Source organism: Marinobacter sp. AL4B (assembly GCF_019916045.1).
Taxonomy (GTDB): Bacteria; Pseudomonadota; Gammaproteobacteria; order Pseudomonadales; family Oleiphilaceae; genus Marinobacter.
Map to the genome: position 1 here is coordinate 132,662 of NZ_JAILWZ010000011.1, position 26,613 is coordinate 159,274.

Below are 26,613 nucleotides of genomic sequence, written 5' to 3' on the forward strand. Positions count from 1 at the left end.
AATCAGTCGACTTTAAAGCGGCTCACCCTATCGTTGAGCGTGTGGCCGATGGTTTCAATCTGACTGCTGTACACGTCATTTTCGCCTGTTGCTTCTGCCGCAGCCTGGCCTTGCTCAGCAATACGCGTAATGGACGCATTCAATTCTTCGGTAACAGACGTCTGCTCTTCAGAAGCCGTGGCAATCTGAGAGGTCATCTGACTGATCGAGGTGATGGCTTCCGCAATTCGGTTCAAAGACTCCATCGCATCCTGCGCCTTTTCCATGCTCACATTCGACACTGCCGTCGAAGCCTTCATTACGTCAACCGCGTCGCTAGCGCCCTTCTGAAGACGCTCGATCATACTATTGATCTCTTCCGTGGAAGCACGGGTGCGCTGTGCCAGATTTCGCACTTCGTCCGCCACTACTGCAAAGCCACGTCCGGCTTCTCCGGCACGGGCCGCCTCAATTGCAGCGTTCAGTGCCAGCAGGTTGGTTTGCTCGGCTATACCTTGAATCACTTCAAGCACCGTGGTGATTGAGGAAACGTCCTGGCCGAGCTTATCAATCACTTCGGCAGCTGCCGTGATCTCATGGGACAGTTTTTGAACCGCATCGCGAGAAGCTGCAACGGTTTCTCGGGAGTCCAAACTCTCGTGGTCCGCCTGTTCGGCAGCTTCGGCGGTCTGTTGCGCGCTTTGCGCAATTTCGTTGGCAGCGGCTGACATCTCGTTAATGGCCGTAGCGACCATGTTGATCTCGCCTTGCTGCCCTTCCACACATTCACGACTGTTGCTGGAGGTTTGGCGGAGTGAAGTCACATTCCGGGAAAGCTCTTCGCTTCGCTCCTTCACTTCACTCACTACCTGCTGAATGTTCAGAACAAACTTATTGAAGTTGCTCGCGAGAATTCCAAATTCGTCGCGGGCGCTATCATCAAGTCGTTGAGTGAGATCTGCATCGCCGGATGCAATGTCAGACATGGCTCCGTTCAAGCGGCGCACCGGAGCCATCAATGCGCGAATTCCAATGTGCAGGATAATCAAAGCAAGGATCAAGCCGACGAAGGTGATGATCAGACTGGTCATTCGAGCGTCTACGACAGGCTGTGTGATTTGATCCCAGTTAACGACTGAGCCAATGTACCAATCCACGCTTCGGGCATCCGAAATCGGGAAAAACGCGACACTCCATTCTGTGCCATCACGCTCGAATTTTGCCGGAGTACCATCTTTTTCTGGCTTGTACCCCAAGAATTCCCGGGCACTTTTTCCGATCAAAGACTGGTCGGGGTGGAATAAGATGGTGCCACTATCATCTATCAGCATGGCATAACCAGCATCACCAAGGGTGATGGAAGCCAGTAGCTTCTGGATGACATTCAAACTTATGTCCATGCCAGCCACGCCTTCAAAGTTACCCGAAGACACCGGAGCGATGGCAGAGATCAACGTTTCACCGGATTGCGCATCCTGATAAGTGCCGGTAAAAGACACTTCTCCTTCCGCTCGGGCCTGCTTGTACCAGGGGCGTTCCCGGGGATCAAAGCTGCTGCCCAGCGCTTGTTCGGAAGCACTGGAACGCATAATCATACGGCCACCGGTGGTGCCAACGTAGACATCTTTCGCATTACCACCTTCCGTCATCGTGTTTAACAGCAGGCGCGCTTGCTCATCGGATTCGATGCTGGAAAGCGCTTTCGCGGTAGCACTGGTCATATCCAAACGGGTATTCAGCCAGCCGGCAATACTAGCAGTGCTCTGCTCAATGGCCCCATCTAACATGGCAAACACATAAGTGTCTGTGGTTTTCTGGATCTGGCGATCAGAAGTAAAAGTAAAAACAGCCATGATGACGGTGATAAGAACGCCGACAGCAACCAGCAGCTTCTGCCCGAATGAAAGTTGCACGGTGAAAACTCCTCCAAGGAAAACGCGGTGCGCGAGTTTAATCCAGTTGTTTGGGTGGCGCAGTTACCAAGTGTATCGGCGGCCATTAACGGTTCTTTAGGTGAACGTGTGGGTGCTTGCGTACTCTGCTAATATTCGACGCATCATCGTTTTTTGCCGATGCTGAACCTAACGGAGAGAGCTTGCATGGCCCACGAAGATTTACACCTGAATCTGCGAAACCTCACCCTCGATGACTACAACGAATTGCAGGCATTGATGGACGATGTGTATGACGACATCGGCGGATCCTGGCCAAAAGACACGATTAAAACGCTAGTTGAGCAGTTTCCGGACGGGCAAGTTTGTATAGAGGAAAGCGGAAAACTGGTGGCCGTTGCCCTGACTGTATGCGTTAAGTACGAAAGGTTCAGTAACCCTCACGCCTACGATGATCTGATCCTGCGTAACGAAAAGATTTGGCATAACCCCAACGGAGACTCGTTGTACGGATTGGACGTTTTCATACATCCTGAGTACCGAGGTTACCGTTTAGGTCGCCGCCTTTACGAAGCACGCAAAGAACTTTGCCGCTCCATGAACCTACGAGCAATTCTTGCCGGCGGTCGTATCCCCAATTACTTCAAGTATGCCGATCAATACACCCCGGAGGAATACATTCAGCGGGTAGACCGGAAAGAAATCTACGATCCAATTCTAAGCTTCCAGCTGTCCAATGATTTTCAGGTCACCCGTTTGATGCACAAATACCTGCCTGAGGATGAGAAATCACTGGGCTACGCCACTTTGCTGGAATGGCGCAACATCCTTTACTTGCCGCCCACCTCTGTTCTGGACGTCAAGAAGACACAAGTCAGAATGGGTGCTGTCCAGTGGCAAATGCGAGAGTTCACATCGGTTGACGAAGTGCTTAAGCAGGTAGAGTATTTTGTTGACGCTTTATCCGATTACAAAAGTGACTTCGCGCTGTTCCCGGAATTCTTTAACGCGCCTTTGATGGGGCTTACGGATCAGATGGATCAAACCCGTGCCATTCGCTTTCTGGCCGGATTTACCGAACAGTTCCGTAACGAAATGTCGGACATGGCGGTGAGCTACAACATCAACATCATCACCGGGTCTATGCCCCTTATCGAAGACGACCGCGTTTACAACGTGTCGTACCTGTGCCACCGCGATGGCCGCGTTGACGAACAGCGTAAGATTCACATCACCCCTCACGAACGTCGCGACTGGGTGATCGAAGGTGGCCATGAATTTAACGTATTTGAGACGGATGCTGGTCGGGTCGCGATTCTGATTTGTTATGATATCGAATTCCCTGAGTTGGGCCGCATCGCTGCCGAAAAAGAGGTCGATATCATTTGCGTGCCTTTCTGGACCGACACTAAAAACGGTTATCTGCGAGTTCGGCATTGTGCTCAGGCTCGTGCCATCGAAAACGAATGTTATGTTGTGATTACAGGCAGCGTAGGTAACCTGCCGAAGGTGGAGAACCTCGACGTACAATACGCCCAGTCATCTGTGTTCTCTCCGTCAGACTTTGCCTTCCCCCACGATGCGGTGATGGCTGAGACAACACCTAATACAGAAATGATCATGTTTTCCGACATGGATCTCGACAAACTCAAGTTGGTGCGCAATGAAGGATCTGTGACCAATCTTTTGGACCGTCGAGTCGATCTATATCAAATAAAAACGCGCGAACCATCGGTATCATAAATACTGTTGAAACCGGGTGTAATTGCCAAATGCATAGAGTCCGTCTATGGTTCAAATTACGCCCGCTTCAAGTTGTCGCCATTAGGAAAAGAGAACAGGTTTCATGAATAACGCTTTACCGGATCTTGTTGCCCATTTTCGTTACCGACATAGCTTCTTCCGCCGCGAAGACGTTCGTGCTCGGTTGTATGAGTTGGACAGTTTCGGGTGCGTGATGAAAACCGACAAACCTTTCGAACCTGGCGATACCGTTACGCTTGATCTTGTGATGAAAATGCCTCTCGATGATATTCGGGCCGAGGGAATATCCGGCCTGGTTACCGAGAAAAGAAAGCACTGTAGCAATTTCTTTTACTCGATTGATTTCATTAAGTTTGAATCGAATGAAAACACTCCGTTAAGTGAAAAACTACGCCGCATCCGAGAAGTGCTGTACAAAAAACAGACTCTCAGATCGCGCAGGGCTGCTGGCCCTACAACATGGTCACGGCAAACAGCCTGAATTGTTTTCTAACAAAGCCTTTCCCGCAAGGAGACAGCCTGATGGCAAAGAAATCCAAGCCAAGCATTGATGCAATCGTAAAGTCGGTGAATAAAGAATTTGATAAAGCATCTAATCAAATTGAAAACTTAATCAACGATGCCCTCAAACAGCTCGATCAACTTCAAACCCAGGTTCAGGAACCGGTTCGGAAACTGCTTAAGGAAGTTGAAGAATTGAGGGAACGGGAAATCGGGCGTTTTAACGACGAGCTTGAGCGCCGCATGAATGATTTTCACGAGCTGCAAGCCAGCTTGCTGGATAAGCTCGGGCTTGCGTCAAAAGAAGTTGAAACCGACGTAAAGAAGGCCGCCAAGACAACGGTAAAAAAGGTGAAAAGCACCCCACCGCCTGCCAAGCCAGTTACGAAGAAGCCGGCAGCGAAAAAAGCTCCAGCTAAAAAAACCGCTGCCGCTAAGAAGCCAGCAGCCAAAAAAACAGCAAAGTCGGTCGATAAATCTGACCTTACCTTAGTGAAGGGTATTGGCCCGGCAACCGCTAAGAAAATGAAAGAGGCCGGCATTACGTCGATTGAACAAATCGCCAATCCCAACGATGCCGACAAGAAAAAATTAGAAAGCTTTAAGAGCGTAAAAGGCTTCGATAACTTTTCCAGTGAAGCGAAAAAAGTTCTTTAATTTGTTGCTCCACCGACAAGCGCCAGAGCTTTCTCCAAGCTCTGGCGTTCTTGTTCCGGTTCGAAGGTTTCAGCTAGCGCTATTACCCTCCTCTTAAGCTCAGCCAAAAAGGCGCCATCAGTTTCGGTGCGAGTCATAAGTTCTGCTAAGGCTTTATCGTCTTTTACCGCAAAATAACCAGGGTAATCTTCACCTAACAGGCCTTTGTTACCCGGTATAGCCGACGCCAGTATCGGCAGTTCAGCTCGGCAGGCTTCGGAAATGACATTTGCGCCACCTTCCATAACCGAGCTAATGACCATCACACTACTAACCGATATCAAGGTTGCCAGTTCCGGGCGATTCAACTCCCCTAACCAATGAAACCGTGGATTGCTTCGGCTTTCCTGTAGGGCCAATTCTCGCCATTCCTCGTTGTGAGGCTTGCCTGCGCAAGACACAATGATATTTGATTCGTCGGGCAAGTGGCGGCAGGCAATGGCGGCCCTCAAAGAGTCCTTCTCATCTCGCAAATGCCCTAGTACGCAGACATGGAACTGCCCAGGTTCCAGGCGTGAGCCGCCGAATGCATCCGGTTTTTCGGCCGACTGACGTAACGTCAGTAATTTGTGCGCATAACGTTCGGGAATGTCCTGCGCAACGAGATCGTGCAAGCCGATCAACAGATCTGAAAGTTCCATCGACTGGTAAGTTACATCAGGGTATTCGTGCTGATGGTAGTAGATGTCTGTGCCTGTAAGCACCACAATCAATGGCGCCTTCGGCCAGGCAGCCTTAAACGCTTTAATGGCCTTAGCGCTACGCCAGGCATGAAGAGCGATGAGAAGATCGCATTGCATACCCTGATATTCCGTTTCAACCGTAACCTGATGACCAGACTGTTGGAGCAACCGCTGCCACCGCATCGCAGTAGCGCGGTTGCCTGCTTTCGAATCGCGCCCTGCCGGGGTAATAATGCTGATGTTCATAATCGCCACGTTCAGAGGTTTCAAGGATTCTGCATGGGTAGATGCAGTAGGTAAAGTATTGACTGGGAAAGCGGTTCATCAAACACCCAATTCAGGGTATCCTGAAGTTGATATTGGCACCCGCCTTTCCCTCGCTGATCTGAAATAACAAAGGAATGAATTCCATGGCGATGAAACAATTTCGCAAGTGGTTAGCCACTGGCCTAATCTCAATGTCTGTGTTTTCAGCAGCTCAAGCAGAAACGTTTATTTTCACCGCAATTCCGGACGAAGACGAAACCAAACTGGTTGAACGTTTTCAGGGCGTAGCGGATTATCTCGAAGAACAACTGAATGTAGATGTCCGTTATATTCCGGTGAAATCCTATGCCGCTGCAGTATCGGCATTCCGCAACAATCAAGTTCAGCTGGCATGGTTTGGCGGCCTGTCGGGTGTTCAGGCGCGTCGATTGGTTGATGGCTCCGAAGCCATTGCCCAAGGTGTTGAAGACGAGGCGTTCGAGACGTACTTCATCGCCAATACCGAAACTGGTATCGAGCCTTCCGATTCTCTTGAAAGCCTTAAAGAGCAGCTTCAGGGTAAGACCTTCACGTTTGGTTCCAAAGGTTCTACGTCCGGGCGTTTGATGCCAGAGTTCTACATTCGCGACACATTTGATGAAGCGCCAGACTCCGTGTTTTCCCGCGTTGGCTTTAGCGGCAACCACACCCGTACTCTTCGGTTAGTTGAAGCCGGAACCTATGAAGTCGGTGCGCTAAACTTCCAAGTCTGGGAAAAAGAATTAGCCAACGGCAACATCGATACCGACGCTGTTCAGGTGATTTGGAAAACACCTGCCTATCCAGACTACCAGTGGACTATCCGAGGCGATGTTAACGAAACCTTCGGAGAAGGCTTCAAGGACCGCGTGACGAAAGCCCTACTGGAACTGGATGACCCTGCTCTACTGGAAAGCTTCCCTCGGTCCGGGTTTATCCCCGCCTCTAACGACGATTACGAACCAATTCGTAAAACCGCAGTTAACATTGGAATCCTAGATTAATGTCAGGGTTTGATTTTCATGGCCTCACAGCCAGTTTTGAGGGACAGCGGGTTATCGGCCCGCTGTCTTTTCATGTCAACGAAGGAGAGCACATCGCGCTGGTCGGCAAAAGTGGTGCAGGTAAATCAACGCTGATCAAAGTAATTTACGAACGCCTGCAGCAAGAAGCGTCGCTGATTCCGCAAGGTTTGGGGCTGGTAAATGCCTTGCCGGTGTTTCACAACGTGTTTATCGGCCAACTCGACCAACACCCAACTTGGTATAATACGCTGACATTGCTTCGCCCCTTTTCTAAAGACAAAAACGCCGTCAAAGGCCTGTTGGACGAACTTTCGATTTCAGAAAAGCTTTGGATACCGGCTGCAACATTGTCTGGCGGCCAACGTCAGCGTGTGGCAATTGCTCGTGCACTCTACCGCAAAGCACCCATACTATTAGCTGACGAACCCATTTCCGCTCTGGATGGCCCTATGGCTCATACTGCCATGCAATTACTGACCGGCCGCTTTCTTACCAGCATTGTTGCACTTCACGATGTGGAAATGGCCCTGGCCTATTGCGACCGGATTATCGGCATTCAAGATGGCCAAATCGCGTTGGATGAACCCGCCGCCAATCTGGTAGCGTCTGACATCGCTTCGATTTACTGACCGGTCGCTCAGAATTCATGTTCGCCTACCCTACCGTCCGTACCAGCTTCATCTTCTTGGCAATAGCCATAGCGGGATTGTTGGTGGCTGATATTGCCATTACCACCGCAAACCCTTGGCAAGATCTGGGCAGATTGTTCTGGGGCGTCGTAACACCCAACTTTTTCAGCACGGAAGGTTTACTAACAGCCCTTCTTCGCACTGTCGCGTTTGCGTTCGTCGGGGTGGCCCTTGGCAGTGTTTTCGGCTTCGCCCTCGCGCTGGTGTATCGTTTTTTACCTGTTCGCATGTTCTGCGCGTTCATTCGTTCTATTCATGAGCTGTTCTGGGCACTGATTTTTTTGCAGTTTTTCGGTTTTCATCCCCTCACCGGCGTGTTGGCGATTGCTATTCCATACGCGGGCATCTTCGCCAAGGTGTACTCGGAAATCTTCGAAGAATCCGACCCGGAACCGGGCCGACTTCTGCCACCCGGCACCCGGTCGGTTTCTGCATTCCTCTACACTAAAATTCCGGACTGTTGGGTACAGCTGAGAACCTACACAGCGTATCGCCTTGAATGCGGCATGCGGTCTTCCGCCATTCTCGGATTTGTTGGCCTACCCACGCTGGGTTTCTATCTGGAGTCGTCCTTTTCGCAGGGTTTGTATTCCGATGCCGGCGCCATGCTGGTGCTGTTTTATATTCTGATCGCCACCATGCCGCTATGGGTTCGCCCCAAACTACTCCCGGCTTATGTACTGGCTGCGCCCTTTTTCCTTGGAGATGGCATGCCCATCGTTTGGGGCAACGTAAAGCGATTTTTTACTGAAGACATTGTTCCGGCTCCCATTCGCAACGGCGAAGGCTTAGTCGGACTTTCCGAATGGTTGGGCGATGTTTGGATAAACGAGGCTCTACCCGGAATCTGGAACACCGTCGTGCTTACCCAGATTGCTTTGGTCGCGACCGGCATTTTGTCGTTGCTAGCTTTCCCATTGATCTCCAGACATTTCGGCGGCCCTGTCCGACGCACCTCTGGCCATGTCTTGTTGGTCATCGCCCGTTCCACCCCCGAATACATTCTCGCGTATATCCTTCTTCAGCTTTGGGGGCCTTCCATGCTCCCTGCAGTGGTCGCACTCGCTCTGCACAACGGCGGCATTATCGGGCACCTCATTGGCCGGCAGACGAACACCATTGAACTTCGCCCCGATGCACCCACCGGCTTGTCTCGCTATAGCTGGGAACTGGTCCCCCGCGTATATCGCTCCTTTTTGGCGTTCCTGTTCTACCGCTGGGAAATCATCATGCGGGAAACTGCCATTCTGGGTATTTTGGGTATCTACACACTGGGTTTCTATGTCGATAGCGCGATTCAAAACATTCGCTTTGACCGGGCAATGGTGCTGATCCTCATTACCGCACTACTCAACATTGGCGTAGACGCTCTTGGTCGTTACATTCGCCGAAAACTTGCTCTTAAAACCATGCCGACCTGCTGACCCCCTCGCCCGTTGGTTGGGACGAGGGTCACAGATCAACAAGTCCGCGAAAAAATCCGGCATGAACTGTGGAGTGGGTTGTACTGAGAGCTGGTTACTCAATGTTACAGTTTCTGACGTTTAGTGAATCATCAACTTGGCTATCAGGAACTATGCGCAATGATCTACGGAGTGGTGGCAGTAACTCAGATTGGGCTTCTGTTATTGGTCGGCTTGCTAAGTGTGCGTATATATTTCTTAAGTAACCAAGAACTTGCTGAGCCTCAAGGCGTTGCTTCGTCTAGCAAAATGGATTGCACCCTCACTCTCAAGAAGCATCTCCGACCTCAGGCGAAAGGTGCGCCTCGTTTAGCGCTGGACCGCACGGAGTTGTGCTCAAAGCTCCATATTTTGGCAGGCTTGCAGGAACGGGATTGCAAATTGAAAGGGTTGAACTTAATAGAGGCGCCCCAAGCGGTTCGAACCTATGCAACCGCATGGCTCTATGGAGCAAGCTGCTCTTTATCCCCAAAAGTTGTGCGTCATTCCGAAGAGTTAGCCGACATTGTTGCGGGTATCGCCAGCCGAAAAACCGGCATTCGCCAATCGGAAGCGATCCAAACTCTATCCACCCTCACGTCCAGCGATATTCTGCTGGTCTGTTATCGGGCGGGGCTTGAGGGTGCCGAATTCTGGGAAGAAAACCACCACGTACCCGCGTCTTCAAGCTTGTATGACGCGGTTACCAGCAATGCCTTTATCTAGATTTTTCAAGCTCCCAGTTGGTGCCTAGCGAGACAACCTCTGTAACCGCGCTTGAATCAGCTAGCACGCCGGTCAACGCCGGTTTACTGTAACCACCCTCTTCGGTGTGGTCCATTGAATCAACATCCACCGCCCGCACTATCCAGCACTGGCTATTAGCGATTACCCGCGAGCGATGGCTCAAGCCGAACACGAAGCGACAGTAATCGAGCTTAAGTTGCAGGAGGTCTTGCTCGGTTTTTCGAATCTTCCGCAGCAGTACCTTCTGTACACTTTCACCGTAATCCATCACTCAATCTCCGGAAGTAAAACCATCGAAAATTTAACTACGTTTTCGCTTGGAAGAATAGGATCGGCGACACACTTCCCAACTTTTTTTGCCCGCTTTGTAAATCGATCTGCCAAACCATCTCGGAGCCGGTTGCGCATAAGGGAGCTTCAAATTCAGCAATAAATCGGGTGTCTGACTGCTGCCTCAGGGGCACCGGGTATTCGCCCATGTACATGGAACGCCCGCGTAACACAGCAAGAAAGCGATCAGGAGCACCGGGGGCTTCCACATTCAGTACGTATCGATGCTGCGCTGGCGCACCTTGTTGGGGCTCCAGGCTAACCTGCCATTGGCCCTCGGACGTGTTCCAGGCACACGGACCAGCCAACAGATCACATTCAGCGCGTGCGACCTCCTCTTCTGAATCTCCAGAATATTGAAGTGCCCAAAACGTCATTCCAATACCCGCAATAAGAAAACCGAACACACCTAAAACACGTAACATCATCAGCCTCAGTTTGTATGCAAGCTCACATTATGGGGATATGTGCGCACAAGGCAAAGGTTTCTAAACTGCCGTCGCCATGAGAAAATGTGCGGCTTTAAGAATTGAGTCACCCACATAAACAGGACACATAGCCGTGCAGCCGGATATCTCCGTAAAGAACCTGAACAAGATTTATGAAGGTGGTTTTCAGGCACTCAATGATATCAATCTGGACATCTACCCGGGCGAAATTTTTGCGTTACTCGGCCCCAACGGTGCCGGCAAAACAACGCTCATTTCCATCATTTGTGGCATCGTCAACAAAACCAACGGACACGCTACCGCGGCCGGCCATGACATCGTGAAAGAGTATCGAAAAGCCCGAGAGGCCATCGGTCTAGTGCCCCAGGAGTTGAACACCGATTCGTTCGAAACGGTATGGCATGCGGTTTCATTTAGCCGAGGGCTGTTTGGTAAACCTCCGAAACCCAGCCACATTGAAAAAGTGTTGAAAGATCTATCTTTATGGGACAAGCGCGATAGCCGAATTATGGCTCTATCAGGTGGTATGAAACGCCGGGTGATGATTGCCAAAGCTTTGTCCCACGAGCCGCGGATTTTGTTTCTGGACGAACCCACCGCTGGCGTAGACGTCGAACTGCGCCGTGATATGTGGGCAATGGTTCGAAAACTTCGTGAAAACGGCACTACGGTGATCCTGACAACCCACTACATTGAAGAAGCGGAAGAAATGGCCGACCGCATCGGCGTAATTCGTCAGGGCAAGATCATTTTGGTGGAAGACAAAGATCGCTTGATGTCGAAACTGGGCAAAAAAGAGCTGCGCTTACATCTTCAGAATAAGCTTGAAGCGGTACCCGGAGAGCTAACGCTCGAGCCGGTAGAACTGTCGGACGACGGCTACCAGCTGATTTACACCTTCGATTCTCAGAAACAACAAGCAGGTGTGGCCAGATTGCTGCGCACGCTGGGTGACTTGGGGATTGAGTACCGTGATCTTCAAACACGGGAAAGCTCTTTGGAAGAAATTTTTGTTGGCCTAGTTAACGAATAAAACCGCGCCTGCACGGAGATTGAAATGAATTTGTACGGTGTTAAATCAATTTATAAGTTTGAAATGGCGCGCATGCGGCGCACGCTTATGCAAAGCGTGTTGTCGCCAGTGATCTCTACCTGCCTTTACTTTGTAGTGTTTGGGTCAGCCATTGGGTCACGCATGGGTGATATAGACAGCATCAGTTATGGCGCTTACATCATTCCAGGCTTGGTGATGCTCTCGTTGCTCATGCAAAGTATCTCTAACGCCTCGTTTGGCATCTACATGCCGAAATTTTCCGGCACCATTTACGAAGTTCTGTCTGCGCCAGTATCCTATTTTGAAATCGTATTGGGCTACGTGGGTGCGGCCGCCACCAAGTCAGTGTTACTGGGGTTGATCATCCTCGCGACTGCACGTTTGTTTGTTGATTATTCCGTGCTGCACCCGTTCTGGATGGTGGCCTTCCTGGCCCTCACAGCGGTCACCTTTAGCTTATTCGGTTTCATCATTGGCATATGGGCGGATGGGTTCGAAAAGCTGCAAATCGTACCCATGATGATCGTGACACCGCTTGTATTTTTGGGCGGCACTTTTTACTCCATCGACATGCTGCCTGAGATCTGGCAAACCATTAGCCTGTTCAATCCCGTGGTTTACCTGATCAGCGGCTTTCGTTGGGCCTTCTATGGTGTTTCAGATGTTCATATCGGCGTGAGCGTGGGAATGACTCTGATGTTCCTCGCCATCTGTCTGACCACCATCTGGTGGATTTTTAAAACCGGCTATCGTTTGCGCTCATGAAAGTTCTCACTACTCTAATTTCGGCCTGCACACTGGCATTGACGGGCTGCGGTGCCGCCGAAGCGGGGAAAAGCAACACACCGGAGACATTGCCTCAGGTGCAGGCTTGCTTCGTGACTCAAGGCAAGGGGTTTCCCGTAACCGTTGAAGTCGTCAGCGAGTCGGAAGACCGCAAGAAAGGACTAATGGGCCGGAATCATTTGGCGGAAAACGCAGGCATGGTGTTCGAGTATCAGGAACAGCGCCCTGCCCGGTACGGTTTCTGGATGTATAAAACGCTGATCCCGCTCGACATCGCATTTCTCGATGAGAGCGGCGTGATTGTCAGCATTCGGCATATGCTGCCGTGCACCTCGTCCAGCTCATCAGGCTGCCCCATTTACCCAGCGGGCAAACCCTTTCGGAACGCCGTAGAAATGAACGCCGGTTACTTCAAAGCTCATCATATCGATGAAGGTGACCGGCTTATCTGGCCTTCAGAAGGTACCTGCCCGCCTTGATTATGAGTGGCGCCACTCGGGCCGACGTTTATCGAGAAACGCGGAAATACCTTCTTTCGCATCGTGTGAAACTGCATTGCGGGCCATGACTTCTGCGGTGTAGTCGTAAGCTTCGTTGAGCGGCATTTCCAGTTGACGGTAGAACGCGGTTTTACCCACGTTCAGCGTGTGGGCTGACTTTCCCACAATGGTCGCGGCCATGGTGTATACCGTTTCATCCAACAACTCCGGCGCTACAACTCGGTTCACGAGCCCAATCTGTTCGGCCCGTTCGGCGTCAATCATGTCGCCAGTGAGTAGCATCTCCATTGCATGCTTGCGAGATACGTTCCGTGACAACGCAACCATTGGCGTGGAGCAAAACAAACCGATATTCACACCCGGTGTCGCGAACCGTGCACCTTTTTCTGCAACGGCCAAATCACAGCTAGCGACCAATTGGCAACCTGCTGCTGTAGCCACGCCGGCGACCCGTGCGATCACTGGTTGTGGCAAGTTAACGATTTGCTGCATGACCTCGCTACACTTTTCGAATAGCTCTTTTTGAAAAGCATGACTATCGAACTGACCCCGGATCTCCTTAAGGTCATGCCCCGCACAGAACACTTTGCCGGCCGCCGCCAGCACCACTACACGCGAGGCACCGTTCGCGGCGATCTCTGAAAGCGCATCGCCCAAAGCACGTAGCATATCTAAAGAGAGGCTATTGCGACGGTCCGGCTGGTTTAAGGTCAGTGTTGTGATGCCATTGTCATCCGTATTGAGTGTCAGCATATCTGGCATAACCGGTATCTCCAAATGCGTAATTGTTATGAAAGACCTAGTATCAGGCAAGTCGATTCGACTGTCGAATAATAGCGGAAACACGGGATTTTCCTATACTCTAAGGATCATCTAGTTCTTTGATAAATCGCAAAATTCGTTAAGATAAACCTTGATTCGTGCGTTGGTTGTTGGGAGAAGAACGTGTTTTTACTGAAACGCAAAGGTAACCATCGCTTACAACTGACTCGCACGGTGTCAGAACCGGGGCGATATCAGGTAGACCTGTATCTGTTCACCCCCCACGAAGATAGCCTGACCTCCTGGACGCTTTCAGAACAGCAATTTCTGTTTACATCCATTGAGCACCGGTTCAGTTTGCTGGGCCTGCCCGAGCAGGATCGTATCGGCAAATCCAACCAAGCCTTCGCCCTGCTCTCGCCTCATTATGAGATCACCTTTGGCTCCTGGCTATTCCAATACCGCGCTTCGATGGAAAGGCTGCGCCAGCAAATCGACAACTCTGGTCTGAGCGTTGACCTGATTAACCGAGCCCTCCGCCTAAGTCGTAACTTTGCTCAGCGTTTGCGTAACTCCTCCCCGGCAAAAAGCAGCCAACAACGCTACTACCGTCTGGCCGACATTTATTACTCGTGGCATACCGAACAGTTTTTGTTGGAATGTTTGGCGATGGAAGACTTTGATGCGCTGGGGGAAGACATTCGTGAATCTGTGATCGCATTTCTTGAGCGGGAATACCAGCATCGCCAGGAACACGAGTACCAAAGCAGTTTCAAGGGTAATGCGACACGGGTTTGGAACCGAATGGGCCTTTATCACCGACTGCTTGAATATCCCGTATTGCTTCGGCCTAAAGTTATTGAACTCGGCGAAGGCACCCGCAAGATCGTCAAGGCCGTTTCAACCACGCTCATTATGGCGCTGTTTACTTACATTCTGTTTAACACCCGAACGATCAGCGAACAGTTGTCACTCAGCCTATTATTTGGCATTGCACTGATCTACGCCGCCCGTGATTTGTTGCGTGACGATATGATCAGCGCCATCACCCGCTGGATACGCAAAGGCAAACCTCGTTGGAAAATTCGCCTGTTAACGCCCTACACTAGCAAACCTTTCGCAGGGAAACGCGTGTGGCTGGATTATCGAAAACGTGCAGACCTGCCCAAACAGGTAAAAGAGAGTTCAGGCAAATGGGTAACAAACGAAACCCAGCAAATCGTGTGCTATCGCTCAGTGACCTACTTTGATCATTCGGCACTTCAGAAAAGCCATCTTCAGGAACGCCTGAGCTTGGATTGCGAAGCCTTGTGCGAAATGATTCAGCCCACAACCAATAAACTGTACACCTGGAGTGAAAAGGACGATTTTACCTCTGAGATTAAAGCGCATCCCATCGAGAAACAGCACGATTACGACCTGCTGCTGGTGTATTCACAGACCGGCCATGAACACTCGTCTGCCCAACGCTGGAGCCTTCGGTTGAGTAGTAGTGGTATTGTGGAGTGCGAAAAGAAGAAGGCGAATTGGCCCAAGCCAGAGGGCGAAGAAAAGGAACAGGATAAAAAGAAAAAAGACAAAGAGAAAAACAAAGAAAGGCGCCAAAGCAGCAACTGAGACACGTGTAATTATCGGCTGCAAATAATGTAGCTAAAGTATACTATAAAGCCTCGTAGGGGCGCTGGACGCTGCTGCCGTGTCGTCACAGGAATGCCCATGTCAATCCAGCTTGATTTTCGCACCCTTAGCCTGACCTTGATGCTGTTCAGTATTGTGTTCGGGCTGGGCATGTTTGCTTACTCCAGAGAGCATGCCAAATTCTCCGGTATAAAAACGATTGGTACCGGTTATTTTCTGATTGGTGGCGGTTGCGTCCTGCTCGGCCTGCGTCATTTTATTCATGATTTCGCCTCCGTTGTGCTTTCCAACCTGGCGATCATTATGGGTGTAATTCTGATCTACCGGGGACTGTTCCGATTTCTTGGTATTTCATTGCGTTTTGAGCGTTGGTTAAGCCCCGCCCTTTTGCTGTTTCTTGCACCGGTTTTGTATTTTTTTACGTTCCACGTCCCCGATGTAAGTCCTCGCATTCAGGCATTCTCAGCCACTTTTGCTGTCGCTTCTTTTATCGGTGCCTGGGGGCTATTACAACACCCAGAGACCCGAAGCCGTTCGGTCACAAGAATGCTTATTGGCATGTTTTTGATCGTGACTGCCTTTTTTATCTTCCGTGTGCTTTGGTCGTTTTATGACGTTCCGCCGGAAAACTTCATGAATGCCGGCTTGCTCAGTTCTCTGGCGGTAATCGCAGGTGAGTTTCTGGTTATTTTATCGTCGTTCGCCACGATTTGGATGGCTTCCGATGAACTGCAACATGAACTGTCAGAAATCGCCCGCGTCGACCCATTAACGGGGGCTTATAACCGACGGGCATTCGACGAAGCCTGTGAAATTGAGTTCAGCCGATCACTGCGTTCGGGCAGTGCGTTCACCATCATCATGTGCGATTTAGATCACTTTAAAAAAGTAAACGATCAGTACGGTCATCATGTAGGTGACCAGGTTCTAAAACGCTTCGCCGACATCCTCAGAGGTCGAGTGCGCAAACATGATGTAGTCGCTCGATTCGGTGGAGAAGAGTTTGTATTGCTATTGCCAAACAATAACACCGAGCAAGGAATGCATGTTGCGGAGCAACTCAAAGCAAAAACGGCTGCAACCCAGATAGAACTCGGCCGTGATATAGACTTGGCGATATCAGCGAGTTTCGGAGTGGCCCAATACTGTATTGGCGACCGCGAGTGGAGTGCAGTGCTGCATCGTGCCGATAATGCGCTTTATGCGGCCAAAAAACAGGGGCGAAATCGCGTTGTTGTATTGGCTTCAGCCAGTCAGAGCTTGGAAGCAGGCGCTGATGTGGATCCAACTGCCCACTGCAATATCTAGCTAGGACTTTAAATTATACCTAGTTACACTAGGTTTATGAAAACTCTCAAATATCCCTCTGTTATCCTAAGTGGGCTGCTTGCTCCCACGATCACACCTACCGTTTACGCCCAGGCGCTTGCCGATATAGTGGTTACTTCCCCGATATTGGAGCGTTCCCTACATGAAACCCCCGCGGCCTTATCGGTTGTTCGACAGGCCCCCATTCGGGAAGGTCAGCCGCGATTAAAGCTAAATGAGAGCCTTACCCAAGTGCCCGGGCTTTACATGCAAAACCATGAGAACTTTGCTCAAGGTGAACGCATCGCGATACGCGGGTTTGGGGCCCGAGCACCGTTCGGAGTTCGTGGCATTACCATTATGGTTGACGGCATTCCATACACCCTACCCGATGGGCAGGCACAACTAGACGCAATCGACCTTGATACCGCTAAACGTATCGAAGTGATCAGAGGACCTGCTTCGGTTCTGTATGGCAATGCGGCGGGAGGTGTCATTAGTGTAACAACAGCCGATGGCCGTTCTCAGCCAGCCCAAACATCGGTTCGAATGACAGGCGGCAGCCAAAATTTCGGCAAACTTTCACTAACCAATAGCGGCCATGATGGTGCTTGGTCGCACAGCATAAGCGCCTCCGCACTTAACTACGAAGGCTATCGTGATCAGGCGAACGTTGAAAAATACTTGCTCAATACTATGCTGCGCCGCGAACTCGGAGACGATCGCTCTGTGACCGCTATCATCAACTTGCTACAGAACCCTCGCTCTGAAGATCCGGGAGCATTGACCGCTGAGCAAGTGAGAGAAGATAAAGCCCAGGCAGGTAAATTCACCGAGAAGTTTGATACCGGGCAAACCGTCGATCAGCAAGTACTTGGCTTGCAGTATCAGGACCTATCCGCGGGGCCGGGTGAACTGCACGTAAATAGCTTTTACATACGGCGTAATTTTGAGCAGCAGCTGCCCTACCCTGGTGATAGCCGAATAGATTATGACCGTGACTATTTCGGGGCGAGAGTTGATTACCGGCAGTCCCTTGAATTACGTGGACTACCTTTTCGCTACGTAGCCGGGGTAGAAGCACGGAAACAGCGAGATGACCGCATTCGCAGAGAAATGAGTTTCAGCGGTAATCTGCAAAACCTGACTGCAGACGAATTGCAAACCGCAACGGCGTTAGGCGTGTTTGCGCAAGGCGATCTAAATTTCACAGATCAATTGATGCTGTCCTTGGGTGGCCGCTTCGACCGAATTCGCATGACAGTTGATGACGATTTTGCATCGGATGGAGACCAAAGCGGGAAGCGGACGTTTCGTGAATGGAGCGGCTCTGCAGGTTTGAGCTATCAATACCTGAATGCTCATCAAGCCTACACCAATATCAGCACCGCGTTTGAAACGCCAACGTTCTCCGAGTTTGCCAATCCATCAGGGGTCGGCGGCTTGAACCCCGAAACCGAACCTCAAAAATCTCTGAATCATGAATTGGGTTTGCGTGGAGCATTCGATAACGGGATCGATTACGACCTTTCGCTTTTCTGGGTAGATGTTCGAGACGAACTCGTTCCTTATGAGCTGGAGGGACCGGATGACCGAACTTTCTATCGCAACGCCGGAGATACAATTCGCAAAGGCATGGAGGCTTCCATTGGCTGGCTATTAACTCCGAGTTTGCGCCTAGACAGCGCACTGACGTTGGCGAGTTATAAATTTGAGGACTACCGCTCCGGGAGCGAACGGTATGACGGTAACCGATTACCGGGGCTGCCCGAGGAGACGTGGAACAATCGCATTCAATGGCACGGTCTGCGGGGCAATTTTGCAGCACTGGATGCGCTCTACGTGGGCGATATGGTGGCCAATGACGGAAACGATGTAAAAGTCGACGATTACTGGCTGTTGAATGTGCGGGGCGGAACCAACCTGTACGCCGGCCAGAATCTCCTACTGAAGGGCTTTGTTGGCATACGAAATCTAACAGACAGAAACCATTTCGCTAATGTCCGTATAAACGCGAGTAATGATCGTTACTTTGAGCCCGAAGCCGGACGCACTTGGTACGCCGGGCTCGAATTTACTTTCTAAAGCTCTAGCCCTGGCCTACCGGCAGGGCTAGATACATCAGGTCAAGGCAGCTTATAGGCAATCACGTAATCACCAAAGGTGGTTCCAATCGAACCGTGGCCTCCGGCGACGATAACCACCATCTGCTCCCCTTTACTGTTGAGGTACGTCATCGGTGTCGCCTGTCCGCCTGCTGGCAGCCGTGTTTCCCAGATCTGTTTGCCTGTTGTCAGGTCATAGGCCCGGAGGTAGTCGTCTACCGACGCCGCCATGAAGGCCACCCCACCAGCGGTGACAATGGGGCCACCAATTCCCGGCACACCCATCTCGATAGGCAATGGCAATGGGGTCATATCGTAAATGGTGCCATTTTTACGCTTCCAAACCACTTCGCCTGTGCGTAGATCCGCACCTGCCACATAGCCCCAAGGGGGCTGCTGACAAGGAATGCCCATGGGAGAGAGAAATGGCTTCATATCGACAGCATAAGGGGCCCCGGCATTTTCGTTCACACCTTGCTCACCTTGATTGGTCTCGCCAAGATCAGCTCCATCTTTGGGTACAAGCGTAGAGGTAAACGCTAAGTACAGCGGCATACCAAACATCACCTGTCGTTCAGGATCGACGGCTATACTGCCCCAGTTGAAGACACCGAAATTACCGGGATAGACGATCGTGCCTTGCTCTGAAGGCGGCGTATACTGACCCTCGTAATTCAGAGATCGGAATTTGATACGGCAGATCATCTGGTCTACCGCACTTGCACCCCACATATCCGCTTCGGTTAACTCGGGCGGCCGAAAGGAAAGACCGGATATCGGCTGAGTTTCGGCAGCGTAATCACCCTCAATCGTACCCTGCGGCGCTTTCAGTTCAGAAATCGGAATGATGGGTTCCCCGGTTTTCCGATTAAGAACATAAACGTCGCCTTGTTTTGTTGGAACAACCAGTGCAGGCTCCTTGCCGTTTTCAGTGTCCAAATCCACAAGGCTAGGCTGCGCTGGGGTATCCATGTCCCACAGATCGTGGTGAACAAATTGCTGCACCCAAGCAACCTTCCCGGTTTCTATGCTCAGAGCCACCACCGATGAGGCATACTTCTCATCATTTTCACTCCGGTACATACCCAACTGGTCAGGCACCCGATTACCCATCGGGAAGTAGATAAGCCCGAGTTCCTCATCTGCACTTGCAACCGCCCAGCTGTTTGGTGTGCTTGTACTGTAAGTTTCACCCTCAGCAATCGGCGCAGTTTCTTCGGGGTTACCGGGATCCCAGTTCCACTGCAACTCGCCGGTTTTAGCGTCGTACGCACGAATGACACCGGAGGGCGAGTTAATATCGTAGTTGTCGTTTACCGCACCTGCTACAACAACCAAGCCATTGGCAACCACGGGCGGCGACGTTGAATAATAAAAACCGGCCTGCTTGAACGGCATGTTATGCATCAAATCGAGAGAGCCGTCTTCGGCAAACCCGCTGCAACGCGCGCCTGTCTCCGGATCCACAGCCAATAGACGCGCATCCGATGTCGGCATGAAGATCTGGGCATCACACTGCACGCTGGCCAGATCCTCAGCAGGCTTTTTAATCAGCTGAACGTCTATCTCGTTGGTATCACCTTCGGACGGCGGAAGATACGATACGCCCCGGCAGGTCTGGTGCTGTCGCTGGCTCTCCATGGGAACGTTCGCATCATGGACCCACTGCTCCTCGCCTGTATCTGCATCCAATGCCACTAACCAATTATGCGGTGTACACAGAAACAGACTGTTACCTATTTTGATCGGTGTAGCTTCGTAAGTTATCTCACCCACGTCTTTTGGTAATTGCAGATCACCGGTCTGATACTGCCAGGCCTTTTCGAGGTTGCCGACGTTCTCAAGAGTAATCTGATCCAGCGGTGAATAACGTTGCCCGAAGTTGCTTCTTCCATAGGCATGCCAGCTCTCATCAGAGATGTCGCCCATTTCGGGATCGGCAGAAACAATCTGATCGTTAAGCTGACCATCAATCCGGTGCCGATCAAAGGCAAGGCTCGATACTGTGATCAGGCCAACGACGACCCATACCGGAGCCAACACCATAATGCCGCCTCGCTGAGCTTTTGGCCCAGGAAACAGCAGCGGGATCGCAAGCAGTAGAAACACCCCTAGGCGTGAGGCCAACGGCCACCAATCATGGCCGGACTCCCATAATGCCCAGATTGCTGTACACGCCAGAAACGCAGCGTATACACAACGAGCGACTGGCCTGCGCGCTTTAGATGCCAGTCCCGCGATGATGAGCGCTATACCTGCGATGGCGTAATACAGGCTGCCTCCCAGAGAGGCCAGCCACACACCACCGGCTAGTAACACTAAGCCTAGTAGTAACAATAAAATAGTGAATAGAATCATTTAGTAAGCTCCATTGTTAGCTAGCTTCCCATGTTACGCAGACAAATTCACTGCGAAAAGGGAAGTTTTAAAATGAAGCGGCGTAAACTCTGTATAGTTTTATTGCTTTTGTTCCAACCTGGCCTTTGCGGCCATATACACAGGCGTGCGCCCTACGTCTTCGTATATAGGCTCGCCCTCTTCGACTCGAATCACTTTATCGCCAGGAACATAGGGCATTTGCTCTTCTATCCCCAACAAGGTGGAGCTAATGAGATCGGCGAGTAAATCACTGGGCGGTAAGTCGTAGGTTTCGGCAAGCGCTTCTATTTTGATCAAGTCCGCCTTGTTGAGAACAACTTCGGTACTTACCTGTTCTTTGACTTGGCTGGAATGTTGCTCCCAATCATCGAGCATGTTTTTGATTAAGTTGTTGGTCATCTTGGACTCCAATTTCGTCAGGGTACCAGGGTGAACCGCGTCACCTAAAAGGTTAAAACAGCTCCTTTAAACAGCGTAGCACTGATTAGACAGAGCGGCCGTCGCCGTTATGTGGTGCGCGGTGCAAACATGATGATGGCCATACCTGTCAGCGCAACCGCTGAGCCAACAAAATCCCAAACCGTTGGACGGATGCCCTCCACTGTCCAAAGCCAGAGTATGGCCGTAAAAATATAAACGCCACCATATGCAGCATAGACTCTGCCCGCTGCGGTCGGATGTAGGGACAGCAGCCAGGCAAATGCCGCAAGACTGAGCGCGCCCGGCACCAAAAGCCAGATGGTTTTACCTTCACGAAGCCAAAGATATGGCAAATAACAGCCCACAATTTCCGCTAACGCGGTGACTAGGAACAGGCCTACGGTTTTTAACTCAGACAAAAGAAACTATTCCTTAGGTCGATCTCGATGACTGTATGGTCCGGCTCTCTGCCGCTCGGCGGCCATCGTCATCTGGAAACAGTTGTTATACGTCACTTCTCACAATCAAATTTCTTTAAGCAGAGCGCCGTATTTTCTGAAATTCTTCAAAAACGGCAAGGCGACCTTTGCAGTCGGAACAAGAGCCATACCAGCTTGACTTGACCCACTGAGTGCATCTACCTCCACCCACTGTCGATAGAGTTTGTTTTCCTTTATTTGGTAAATAGCCACGCCATTTACTTTCCATGGCTTGTTCGTCAGATTGAACACGCCACTAACCTCTATTCGGGTAATGACTCTATCTCCGGCCACTATATCTTCTACGCCCGTCACCGTTAAATTACTGTTGAGCTCTCTGGCCAATACAATAATTTCCTTGAGTTCCTGAACGCCTTTTTGAGTTTTTCCATCCGCATACCTTTCGAACTCTGGATGAACTAACTCATCGAACTCATCTAGATTTCCTGTAGTGCAAATTTCTTTGTATTTATTAGTTATTTTCACTAAATCGTTCATTGTTCATTCCTTGTCTCTTAGGTAATTTTTTCTGGCATAGGGTCTAACGCAGAGCGCACCGGTGACCTTGGCGCAGCGGAGACAAGAGTATCCGTGTGGCGCGTACGGTTATACACTGGACTTGGCCTTTTGAATCATAGCTGCCAAATCTGGCCCGATTGGCATCTCCCTAAACGGGCTAACATTTGCGCCACCCGTATTGCCCGATGGGACCAAGCCAAATGCTGTTTTCGTCGCAGCGCCCACAATCCGAAAAGCCTGACCAACCGCCTCTCGGACTGAACGATTTCGAACAGCCCACACTAGCATCAATATATGGACCTTAACGTGCCAGTACGTTGATTCTTGTCCTATAACGTGCGACCGCTCTAGATAAGCAAATTCTTGCTGAGCATCACCGGCTAAATTTGCCCGCTTGGCGTTCGCCAGCTCGCCTTCGACGTATGGAGCTATTCGTCGTGAAAAACCACTTTGCATAGAGACCTCCTCAGAGGAGTAAAACGCCTGCAGCACGCACGGCTTTGTAGTGTAGGCGAAGCCGCAACGGGAATGCTATTGAGATCCGACACTGAAACAAACCATCAAACAATTACCAGAACCTTGGTTTATAACACCAAGCTAAGCGGCGGCCCGGCAGATAGACGGCCTTTAGGCCGGGAACATACTTGGGTGACTTGTTATACATTGACTGAGTACTTTAGGTCACGCGCCTCGTCTCCGGTCATACCCCGAAATCCCCAACAATGGGCGGGTTGCTCCTTAATTGTTATCTCAACATCCACAGGTGAGATACCAACCACAGACTCAATCTTGTTGAAGAGTTCCTTGATTAGAGCTTTTTGGGTCTCGGGAGCACGACCCTGCATCATATTGATCTCGATGACAGTGTAGGCTGGCGTTCTGCCACCTGGGTAATAAAAATCTTCTGCATCCATCGGGATAAAACGATGAGCCCGCTTGTCTTCCGGCATACCGAGTACGGACTGCATGCACCCGTGAACGACCTCAGAGAGCTGAGCTTTGACCGGGTTAAGGTGTTCTTTGATTCCATATATGACTATCACGATGCCTCCTGCAATGTATAACGCCAATGTTAAATGCCATAAGCCCGCTCAACCTTTGCAACTCGGACTTTAAATTCGGAATACCACGCTTTATGGCCCAAACGTTGGGCTTCAAGGTGCTCAGCATTTTGCTTCCAGTTCCTGATCGCTTCCTCGCTTGCCCAGTACGAAACGGTGATACCAACATCCTCACGGGCTGACTCGATACCAAGAAACCCTTCCTGCTGAGTGGCCAGTTCAACCATTCTGTCTGCCATAGCACCGTAACCATGATCACCATCCGTGCGGGCAGAGCTAAAAATCACTGCGTAATATGGGGGACTTGGAGTTTTAGCAATCCCTGACATAACTTCCTCTTGGCATTTAACGCCCTGTTAACAGGCTAAATATAGTTGGCTAAAATGAGCGGCGAAGGAGCAAAAGCCAAGTGTACTTTGTCCTTGTTGAACAGCTTGTTAGGTTTTGAATTCACCGTTGTGTATTTTTCTGTCAATGACATTCCAAACCTTACTATTTAACATAGACGAATGAGATATTCTATTTTCAAAATTACCTTGTTGTTGCCACTTCCACTTGCAATCATAATTAATACAATGCACAAGTTGTCCTGAATAATCGTTAAGTTCTAAGCTGGATTTACAATCAGGGCAACGAGGATGAAGATCCCTGATTGAATATTTATCATTATGATAATTAGGCTTTGACCAGTTCTACGACCAATCAATTCCTAAAATTTGATCTGCTTTATAGTTAATAAAAGCAGGCTCACGATCAGGTATTCTTGAGTGAATAAAAGGAATAAGTAATACAAGAAAAGGTACGATTAGACATAAAGCCCAGACGGGGATTACAACTTCGAATACGAACAAAGATAAAATATAAAACAATATGCTTTTTACTTCAGGCCAAAGACCGGATATCCACGTAAAACAAGCTGCAAAAATAAATATTAACCCAGATGAAATTACTTTACTCCATACTGGATCTTTCCATGCTTTCAGCAGAAAACTCTTCATATACCCTCGATCATCGAAAAAAACCTAACGATATTGGTAAGTTGTGCGTGGAGCAGAGCGAAGCGCTGCGGAATGCATCAACTTGACCCGTTTGTTAAGTCTGACTTCTTTCGGACATCTCGTACTAGATAGGAATTGCCTGGACCGCGTTTTAACTCAAACAAATCTATGGCCTTGAAGAGGCTGCTAAGATTTTTAAAACCGTAATTCCTAGTATCAAATGATGTCTTGTTAGAAATATTTGCCCCAACCGGTCCAAGAGCTGCCCAGCCCTCGTCATCTTCTGTAGCCTCGATAGCCTGCCGTAGCAAATTTATCAATTTAGTATCTGATTTTATGTTCTTAGGTTTTGAAGTGGATTTTGTTTCTTCTTTTTCCCTATCCAAGAAAAGAAATTTAGAGCAGGCATTTACAAATGGTGAGGGTGTTTTTCTTTCTCCGAACCCTAATACAACCTTACCCTCAGACAAAGCCCGAGTAACCATTGGCGTGAAGTCGCTATCCGATGAAACAAAACACATTACGTCAATTTGCTTGGTGTACATGACGTCCATAGCATCAATAACCATGGCAATATCTGACGCATTCTTCCCCTTGGTTAAATCGTATTGTTGAATGGGTTGGATCGCATATTCATGTAAAAGATCTTCCCATGCCTTCAGCGTAGGTGATTTCCAGTTGCCGTAGGCTTTGCGGATTGTCACCACGCCATAATTGGCGACTTCACTCAGTACATCTTCGAACTTTCCAGCAGGTGCATTATCGGCATCGATGAACAATGCAATTTTTTGTTTATTTTCATCCATTCAGAAAAGAACTCCTTATAGACTTAACAGCAATTAGACCGCGTTCCACAATATGGCAAAAAAGTGCGTTCTACATAACTCCGCACCACCCTTTCCTTTCGGGCATTCAATTTACCAACCTAAACAGTAGCTTAGTTTATTGCAGTTTTGGCAACAAGTAATCGCGTGACCTCTCGTTTTTGCTCATTCAATAATGACTGGTTGCGCTTCAGCGTGGCTACGAATCGGCAAAGCCGAGGAGAGTACTGTTTTCACGAGGGAATAATCGGGCAACATGGATGAAACAGGTTACTTACGACGGGGCTGAAGAATGCAGGCTTGGGTTCCGTAAGAAAACACAGCCAAAGCGGTCTACACCAGGTTTGAATAGCGAGAACGACGACGGTCAACCAAGGAGGGAATCGGCAAACTTATGGATCTAAATGGTGCCCGGAGCCGGAATCGAACCGGCACGACCTAACGGTCGAGAGATTTTAAGTCTCTTGTGTCTACCAATTTCACCATCCGGGCATAGGAGGGGAAAATCTGAAGGTCGAGATTGTATAAGGCTCCGTTGCCTAACGCAATTCCGATCTTTAACTTCCTGCCCAAGCTGTTTATTTTGCGAACAATTCGGCTGTTTTTATGGGTTTATCGCAATGCCTTTGTAGATATAGCCCGCAATTTTGGGTGCTTTGGGGATGTATAGGTTCTCAAGCTGCTGAACCTCGAACCCGCCCTGCCTGAGTAGTTCGGCGATGTTGCGGTTCAGGTGACAACCTCCGGCCAGTTTTTTCCAACCCGGAGTGATCCGGTGTTGCCATTTGCAGGTACCTTTATCAGGTGATTCACCGTGTTCCAGGAACAGCAGTTCCCCACCCGGCTTGAGTACCCGTTTCATTTGTTGGAGGGCAGCCTGCCAGTCCGGAATGGTGCACAGGGTGAATGTCAGCAGAATGGTGTCTACAGAGTCATTTTCTAGCGGTATTTTCTCGCCAGGAAGATCTAACCATTCTACTTTGATAGACGAGCGGTTGAGGTTTGCTTGGGCTTTGCGGCGCATTCCTTCAGAAGGTTCGAGGCCGTACACCATTTCAACACGGTCGGGATCGTAGAATTCGAGGTTTATGCCAGAGCCCATTCCAACTTCCAGAACTCGGCCTTTAGCACAGGGAACCACTTGGCTGCGAAGCTTCATCACCTGGCCCATCGAACAGGCTTTATCGATGACGTGAGGCAGGATGCGGTTTTCATAAAAACTCATTGGTTCACCGTGTTGGCTCGATTTGTTGTTGTGATATGTCAAGAGTGCGACAAATTGTCTCGCGTTTCTCTGG

Annotated in this window: 27 protein-coding genes and 1 tRNA gene; 13 read left to right on the plus strand and 15 right to left on the minus strand. The window is 50.0% G+C overall.

The annotated features are described in order from the left end of the window. Window positions 1-2 precede the first annotated feature (2 nt). Window positions 3-1,892 (minus strand): methyl-accepting chemotaxis protein, encoded by a 1,890-nt coding sequence (locus tag K5L82_RS04755; RefSeq protein ID WP_223133374.1) that lies wholly within the window; start codon window positions 1,890-1,892, stop codon window positions 3-5. Window positions 1,893-2,078: 186 nt separating this feature from the next. On the opposite strand from K5L82_RS04755, the gene K5L82_RS04760 reads away from it, so the two are divergent. From K5L82_RS04760 to K5L82_RS04770, 3 genes are all read left to right on the plus strand, one after another. Continuing rightward, window positions 2,079-3,614: a bifunctional GNAT family N-acetyltransferase/carbon-nitrogen hydrolase family protein gene (locus tag K5L82_RS04760; RefSeq protein ID WP_133005519.1), complete on the plus strand. Its 1,536-nt coding sequence runs from the start codon at window positions 2,079-2,081 to the stop codon at window positions 3,612-3,614. Window positions 3,615-3,717: 103 nt separating this feature from the next. Further along, on the plus strand, window positions 3,718-4,116 hold the full coding sequence (locus K5L82_RS04765; RefSeq protein ID WP_133005520.1) for a hypothetical protein: 399 nt from the start codon (window positions 3,718-3,720) through the stop codon (window positions 4,114-4,116). 41 nt (window positions 4,117-4,157) lie between these two features. After that, entirely contained in the window at window positions 4,158-4,793 is a 636-nt protein-coding gene (locus tag K5L82_RS04770) for a helix-hairpin-helix domain-containing protein (protein WP_223133375.1), read from the plus strand. Here the strand turns inward: K5L82_RS04770 and senB are convergent. Further along, window positions 4,790-5,761 carry a selenoneine biosynthesis selenosugar synthase SenB gene (senB, locus tag K5L82_RS04775; RefSeq protein ID WP_223133376.1) on the minus strand — a complete coding sequence of 324 codons (972 nt, stop codon included), beginning with the start codon at window positions 5,759-5,761 and terminating at the stop codon, window positions 4,790-4,792. The two genes, K5L82_RS04770 and senB, sit on opposite strands and share 4 nt — an antisense overlap. Window positions 5,762-5,925: 164 nt before the next feature. Between senB and K5L82_RS04780 the strand changes: the two genes are divergently transcribed. The 4 genes from K5L82_RS04780 to K5L82_RS04795 all read left to right on the plus strand — a co-directional run bounded on the left by K5L82_RS04780 (window position 5,926) and on the right by K5L82_RS04795 (window position 9,682). Beyond that, window positions 5,926-6,804: a putative selenate ABC transporter substrate-binding protein gene (locus K5L82_RS04780; protein WP_165950593.1), complete on the plus strand. Its 879-nt coding sequence runs from the start codon at window positions 5,926-5,928 to the stop codon at window positions 6,802-6,804. Next, window positions 6,804-7,454, plus strand: a complete 651-nt coding sequence (locus K5L82_RS04785; protein WP_223133377.1) for a phosphonate ABC transporter ATP-binding protein — start codon at window positions 6,804-6,806, stop codon at window positions 7,452-7,454. The genes K5L82_RS04780 and K5L82_RS04785 overlap by 1 nt, the downstream gene beginning before the upstream one ends. Before the next feature lie 17 nt (window positions 7,455-7,471). Continuing rightward, window positions 7,472-8,938 carry a PhnE/PtxC family ABC transporter permease gene (locus tag K5L82_RS04790; RefSeq protein WP_223133378.1) on the plus strand — a complete coding sequence of 489 codons (1,467 nt, stop codon included), beginning with the start codon at window positions 7,472-7,474 and terminating at the stop codon, window positions 8,936-8,938. A 159-nt stretch (window positions 8,939-9,097) separates the two neighbouring features. Then, window positions 9,098-9,682, plus strand: coding sequence for a hypothetical protein (locus K5L82_RS04795; RefSeq protein ID WP_223133379.1), 585 nt, complete (start codon window positions 9,098-9,100; stop codon window positions 9,680-9,682). On the opposite strand, the gene K5L82_RS04800 is transcribed toward K5L82_RS04795, so the two are convergent. Both K5L82_RS04800 and K5L82_RS04805 read right to left on the minus strand, forming a co-directional pair. Beyond that, window positions 9,675-9,971: a hypothetical protein gene (locus tag K5L82_RS04800; protein ID WP_133005526.1), complete on the minus strand. Its 297-nt coding sequence runs from the start codon at window positions 9,969-9,971 to the stop codon at window positions 9,675-9,677. The genes K5L82_RS04795 and K5L82_RS04800 overlap by 8 nt on opposite strands. 37 nt (window positions 9,972-10,008) lie before the next feature. Then, window positions 10,009-10,461 (minus strand): hypothetical protein, encoded by a 453-nt coding sequence (locus K5L82_RS04805; protein WP_223133380.1) that lies wholly within the window; start codon window positions 10,459-10,461, stop codon window positions 10,009-10,011. A 133-nt stretch (window positions 10,462-10,594) separates the two neighbouring features. Here K5L82_RS04805 and K5L82_RS04810 point away from each other — a divergent pair, with 133 nt between their 5' ends. From K5L82_RS04810 to K5L82_RS04820, 3 genes are read left to right on the plus strand one after another with little or no spacing between them, the layout of a single operon-like run. After that, window positions 10,595-11,515, plus strand: coding sequence for an ABC transporter ATP-binding protein (locus tag K5L82_RS04810; RefSeq protein WP_133005528.1), 921 nt, complete (start codon window positions 10,595-10,597; stop codon window positions 11,513-11,515). 24 nt (window positions 11,516-11,539) lie between these two features. Continuing rightward, window positions 11,540-12,301, plus strand: coding sequence for an ABC transporter permease (locus K5L82_RS04815; RefSeq protein ID WP_133005529.1), 762 nt, complete (start codon window positions 11,540-11,542; stop codon window positions 12,299-12,301). Beyond that, window positions 12,298-12,801, plus strand: a complete 504-nt coding sequence (locus K5L82_RS04820; protein WP_133005530.1) for a DUF192 domain-containing protein — start codon at window positions 12,298-12,300, stop codon at window positions 12,799-12,801. The genes K5L82_RS04815 and K5L82_RS04820 overlap by 4 nt, the downstream gene beginning before the upstream one ends. Here K5L82_RS04820 and K5L82_RS04825 read toward each other — a convergent pair whose 3' ends face one another. Beyond that, window positions 12,802-13,584: an enoyl-CoA hydratase gene (locus tag K5L82_RS04825; RefSeq protein WP_133005531.1), complete on the minus strand. Its 783-nt coding sequence runs from the start codon at window positions 13,582-13,584 to the stop codon at window positions 12,802-12,804. It lies immediately after the preceding gene. A 183-nt stretch (window positions 13,585-13,767) separates the two neighbouring features. Here K5L82_RS04825 and K5L82_RS04830 point away from each other — a divergent pair, with 183 nt between their 5' ends. The 3 genes from K5L82_RS04830 to K5L82_RS04840 all read left to right on the plus strand — a co-directional run bounded on the left by K5L82_RS04830 (window position 13,768) and on the right by K5L82_RS04840 (window position 18,615). After that, window positions 13,768-15,201 (plus strand): hypothetical protein, encoded by a 1,434-nt coding sequence (locus K5L82_RS04830; protein ID WP_223133381.1) that lies wholly within the window; start codon window positions 13,768-13,770, stop codon window positions 15,199-15,201. 99 nt (window positions 15,202-15,300) lie between these two features. Next, window positions 15,301-16,530 (plus strand): GGDEF domain-containing protein, encoded by a 1,230-nt coding sequence (locus K5L82_RS04835; RefSeq protein WP_223133382.1) that lies wholly within the window; start codon window positions 15,301-15,303, stop codon window positions 16,528-16,530. A 36-nt stretch (window positions 16,531-16,566) separates the two neighbouring features. Then, window positions 16,567-18,615 carry a TonB-dependent receptor family protein gene (locus K5L82_RS04840; protein WP_223133383.1) on the plus strand — a complete coding sequence of 683 codons (2,049 nt, stop codon included), beginning with the start codon at window positions 16,567-16,569 and terminating at the stop codon, window positions 18,613-18,615. 41 nt (window positions 18,616-18,656) lie between these two features. Here K5L82_RS04840 and K5L82_RS04845 read toward each other — a convergent pair whose 3' ends face one another. From K5L82_RS04845 to K5L82_RS04890, 10 genes are all read right to left on the minus strand, one after another. Next, on the minus strand, window positions 18,657-20,993 hold the full coding sequence (locus tag K5L82_RS04845; protein WP_223133384.1) for a glucose/quinate/shikimate family membrane-bound PQQ-dependent dehydrogenase: 2,337 nt from the start codon (window positions 20,991-20,993) through the stop codon (window positions 18,657-18,659). 99 nt (window positions 20,994-21,092) lie between these two features. Beyond that, window positions 21,093-21,413, minus strand: coding sequence for a hypothetical protein (locus K5L82_RS04850; RefSeq protein ID WP_133005535.1), 321 nt, complete (start codon window positions 21,411-21,413; stop codon window positions 21,093-21,095). Between the two features lie 107 nt (window positions 21,414-21,520). Beyond that, entirely contained in the window at window positions 21,521-21,853 is a 333-nt protein-coding gene (locus K5L82_RS04855; protein WP_133005536.1) for a YnfA family protein, read from the minus strand. Between the two features lie 105 nt (window positions 21,854-21,958). Next, window positions 21,959-22,411, minus strand: coding sequence for an ester cyclase (locus K5L82_RS04860; protein ID WP_223133385.1), 453 nt, complete (start codon window positions 22,409-22,411; stop codon window positions 21,959-21,961). A 108-nt stretch (window positions 22,412-22,519) separates the two neighbouring features. After that, window positions 22,520-22,888: a DUF3703 domain-containing protein gene (locus K5L82_RS16800; protein WP_223133386.1), complete on the minus strand. Its 369-nt coding sequence runs from the start codon at window positions 22,886-22,888 to the stop codon at window positions 22,520-22,522. A 200-nt stretch (window positions 22,889-23,088) separates the two neighbouring features. Next, window positions 23,089-23,475 carry a tautomerase family protein gene (locus K5L82_RS04870; protein WP_223133387.1) on the minus strand — a complete coding sequence of 129 codons (387 nt, stop codon included), beginning with the start codon at window positions 23,473-23,475 and terminating at the stop codon, window positions 23,089-23,091. Window positions 23,476-23,504: 29 nt separating this feature from the next. Beyond that, on the minus strand, window positions 23,505-23,822 hold the full coding sequence (locus tag K5L82_RS04875; protein WP_223133388.1) for an antibiotic biosynthesis monooxygenase family protein: 318 nt from the start codon (window positions 23,820-23,822) through the stop codon (window positions 23,505-23,507). A 746-nt stretch (window positions 23,823-24,568) separates the two neighbouring features. Beyond that, on the minus strand, window positions 24,569-25,297 hold the full coding sequence (locus K5L82_RS04880; protein WP_223133389.1) for an NYN domain-containing protein: 729 nt from the start codon (window positions 25,295-25,297) through the stop codon (window positions 24,569-24,571). Window positions 25,298-25,720: 423 nt separating this feature from the next. After that, a tRNA-Leu gene (locus tag K5L82_RS04885) sits at window positions 25,721-25,807 on the minus strand. A gap of 112 nt (window positions 25,808-25,919) precedes the next feature. Next, complete coding sequence (locus K5L82_RS04890; RefSeq protein ID WP_223133390.1) at window positions 25,920-26,540, minus strand: class I SAM-dependent methyltransferase; 621 nt, start codon at window positions 26,538-26,540, stop codon at window positions 25,920-25,922. Between the last annotated feature and the right edge of the window lie 73 nt (window positions 26,541-26,613).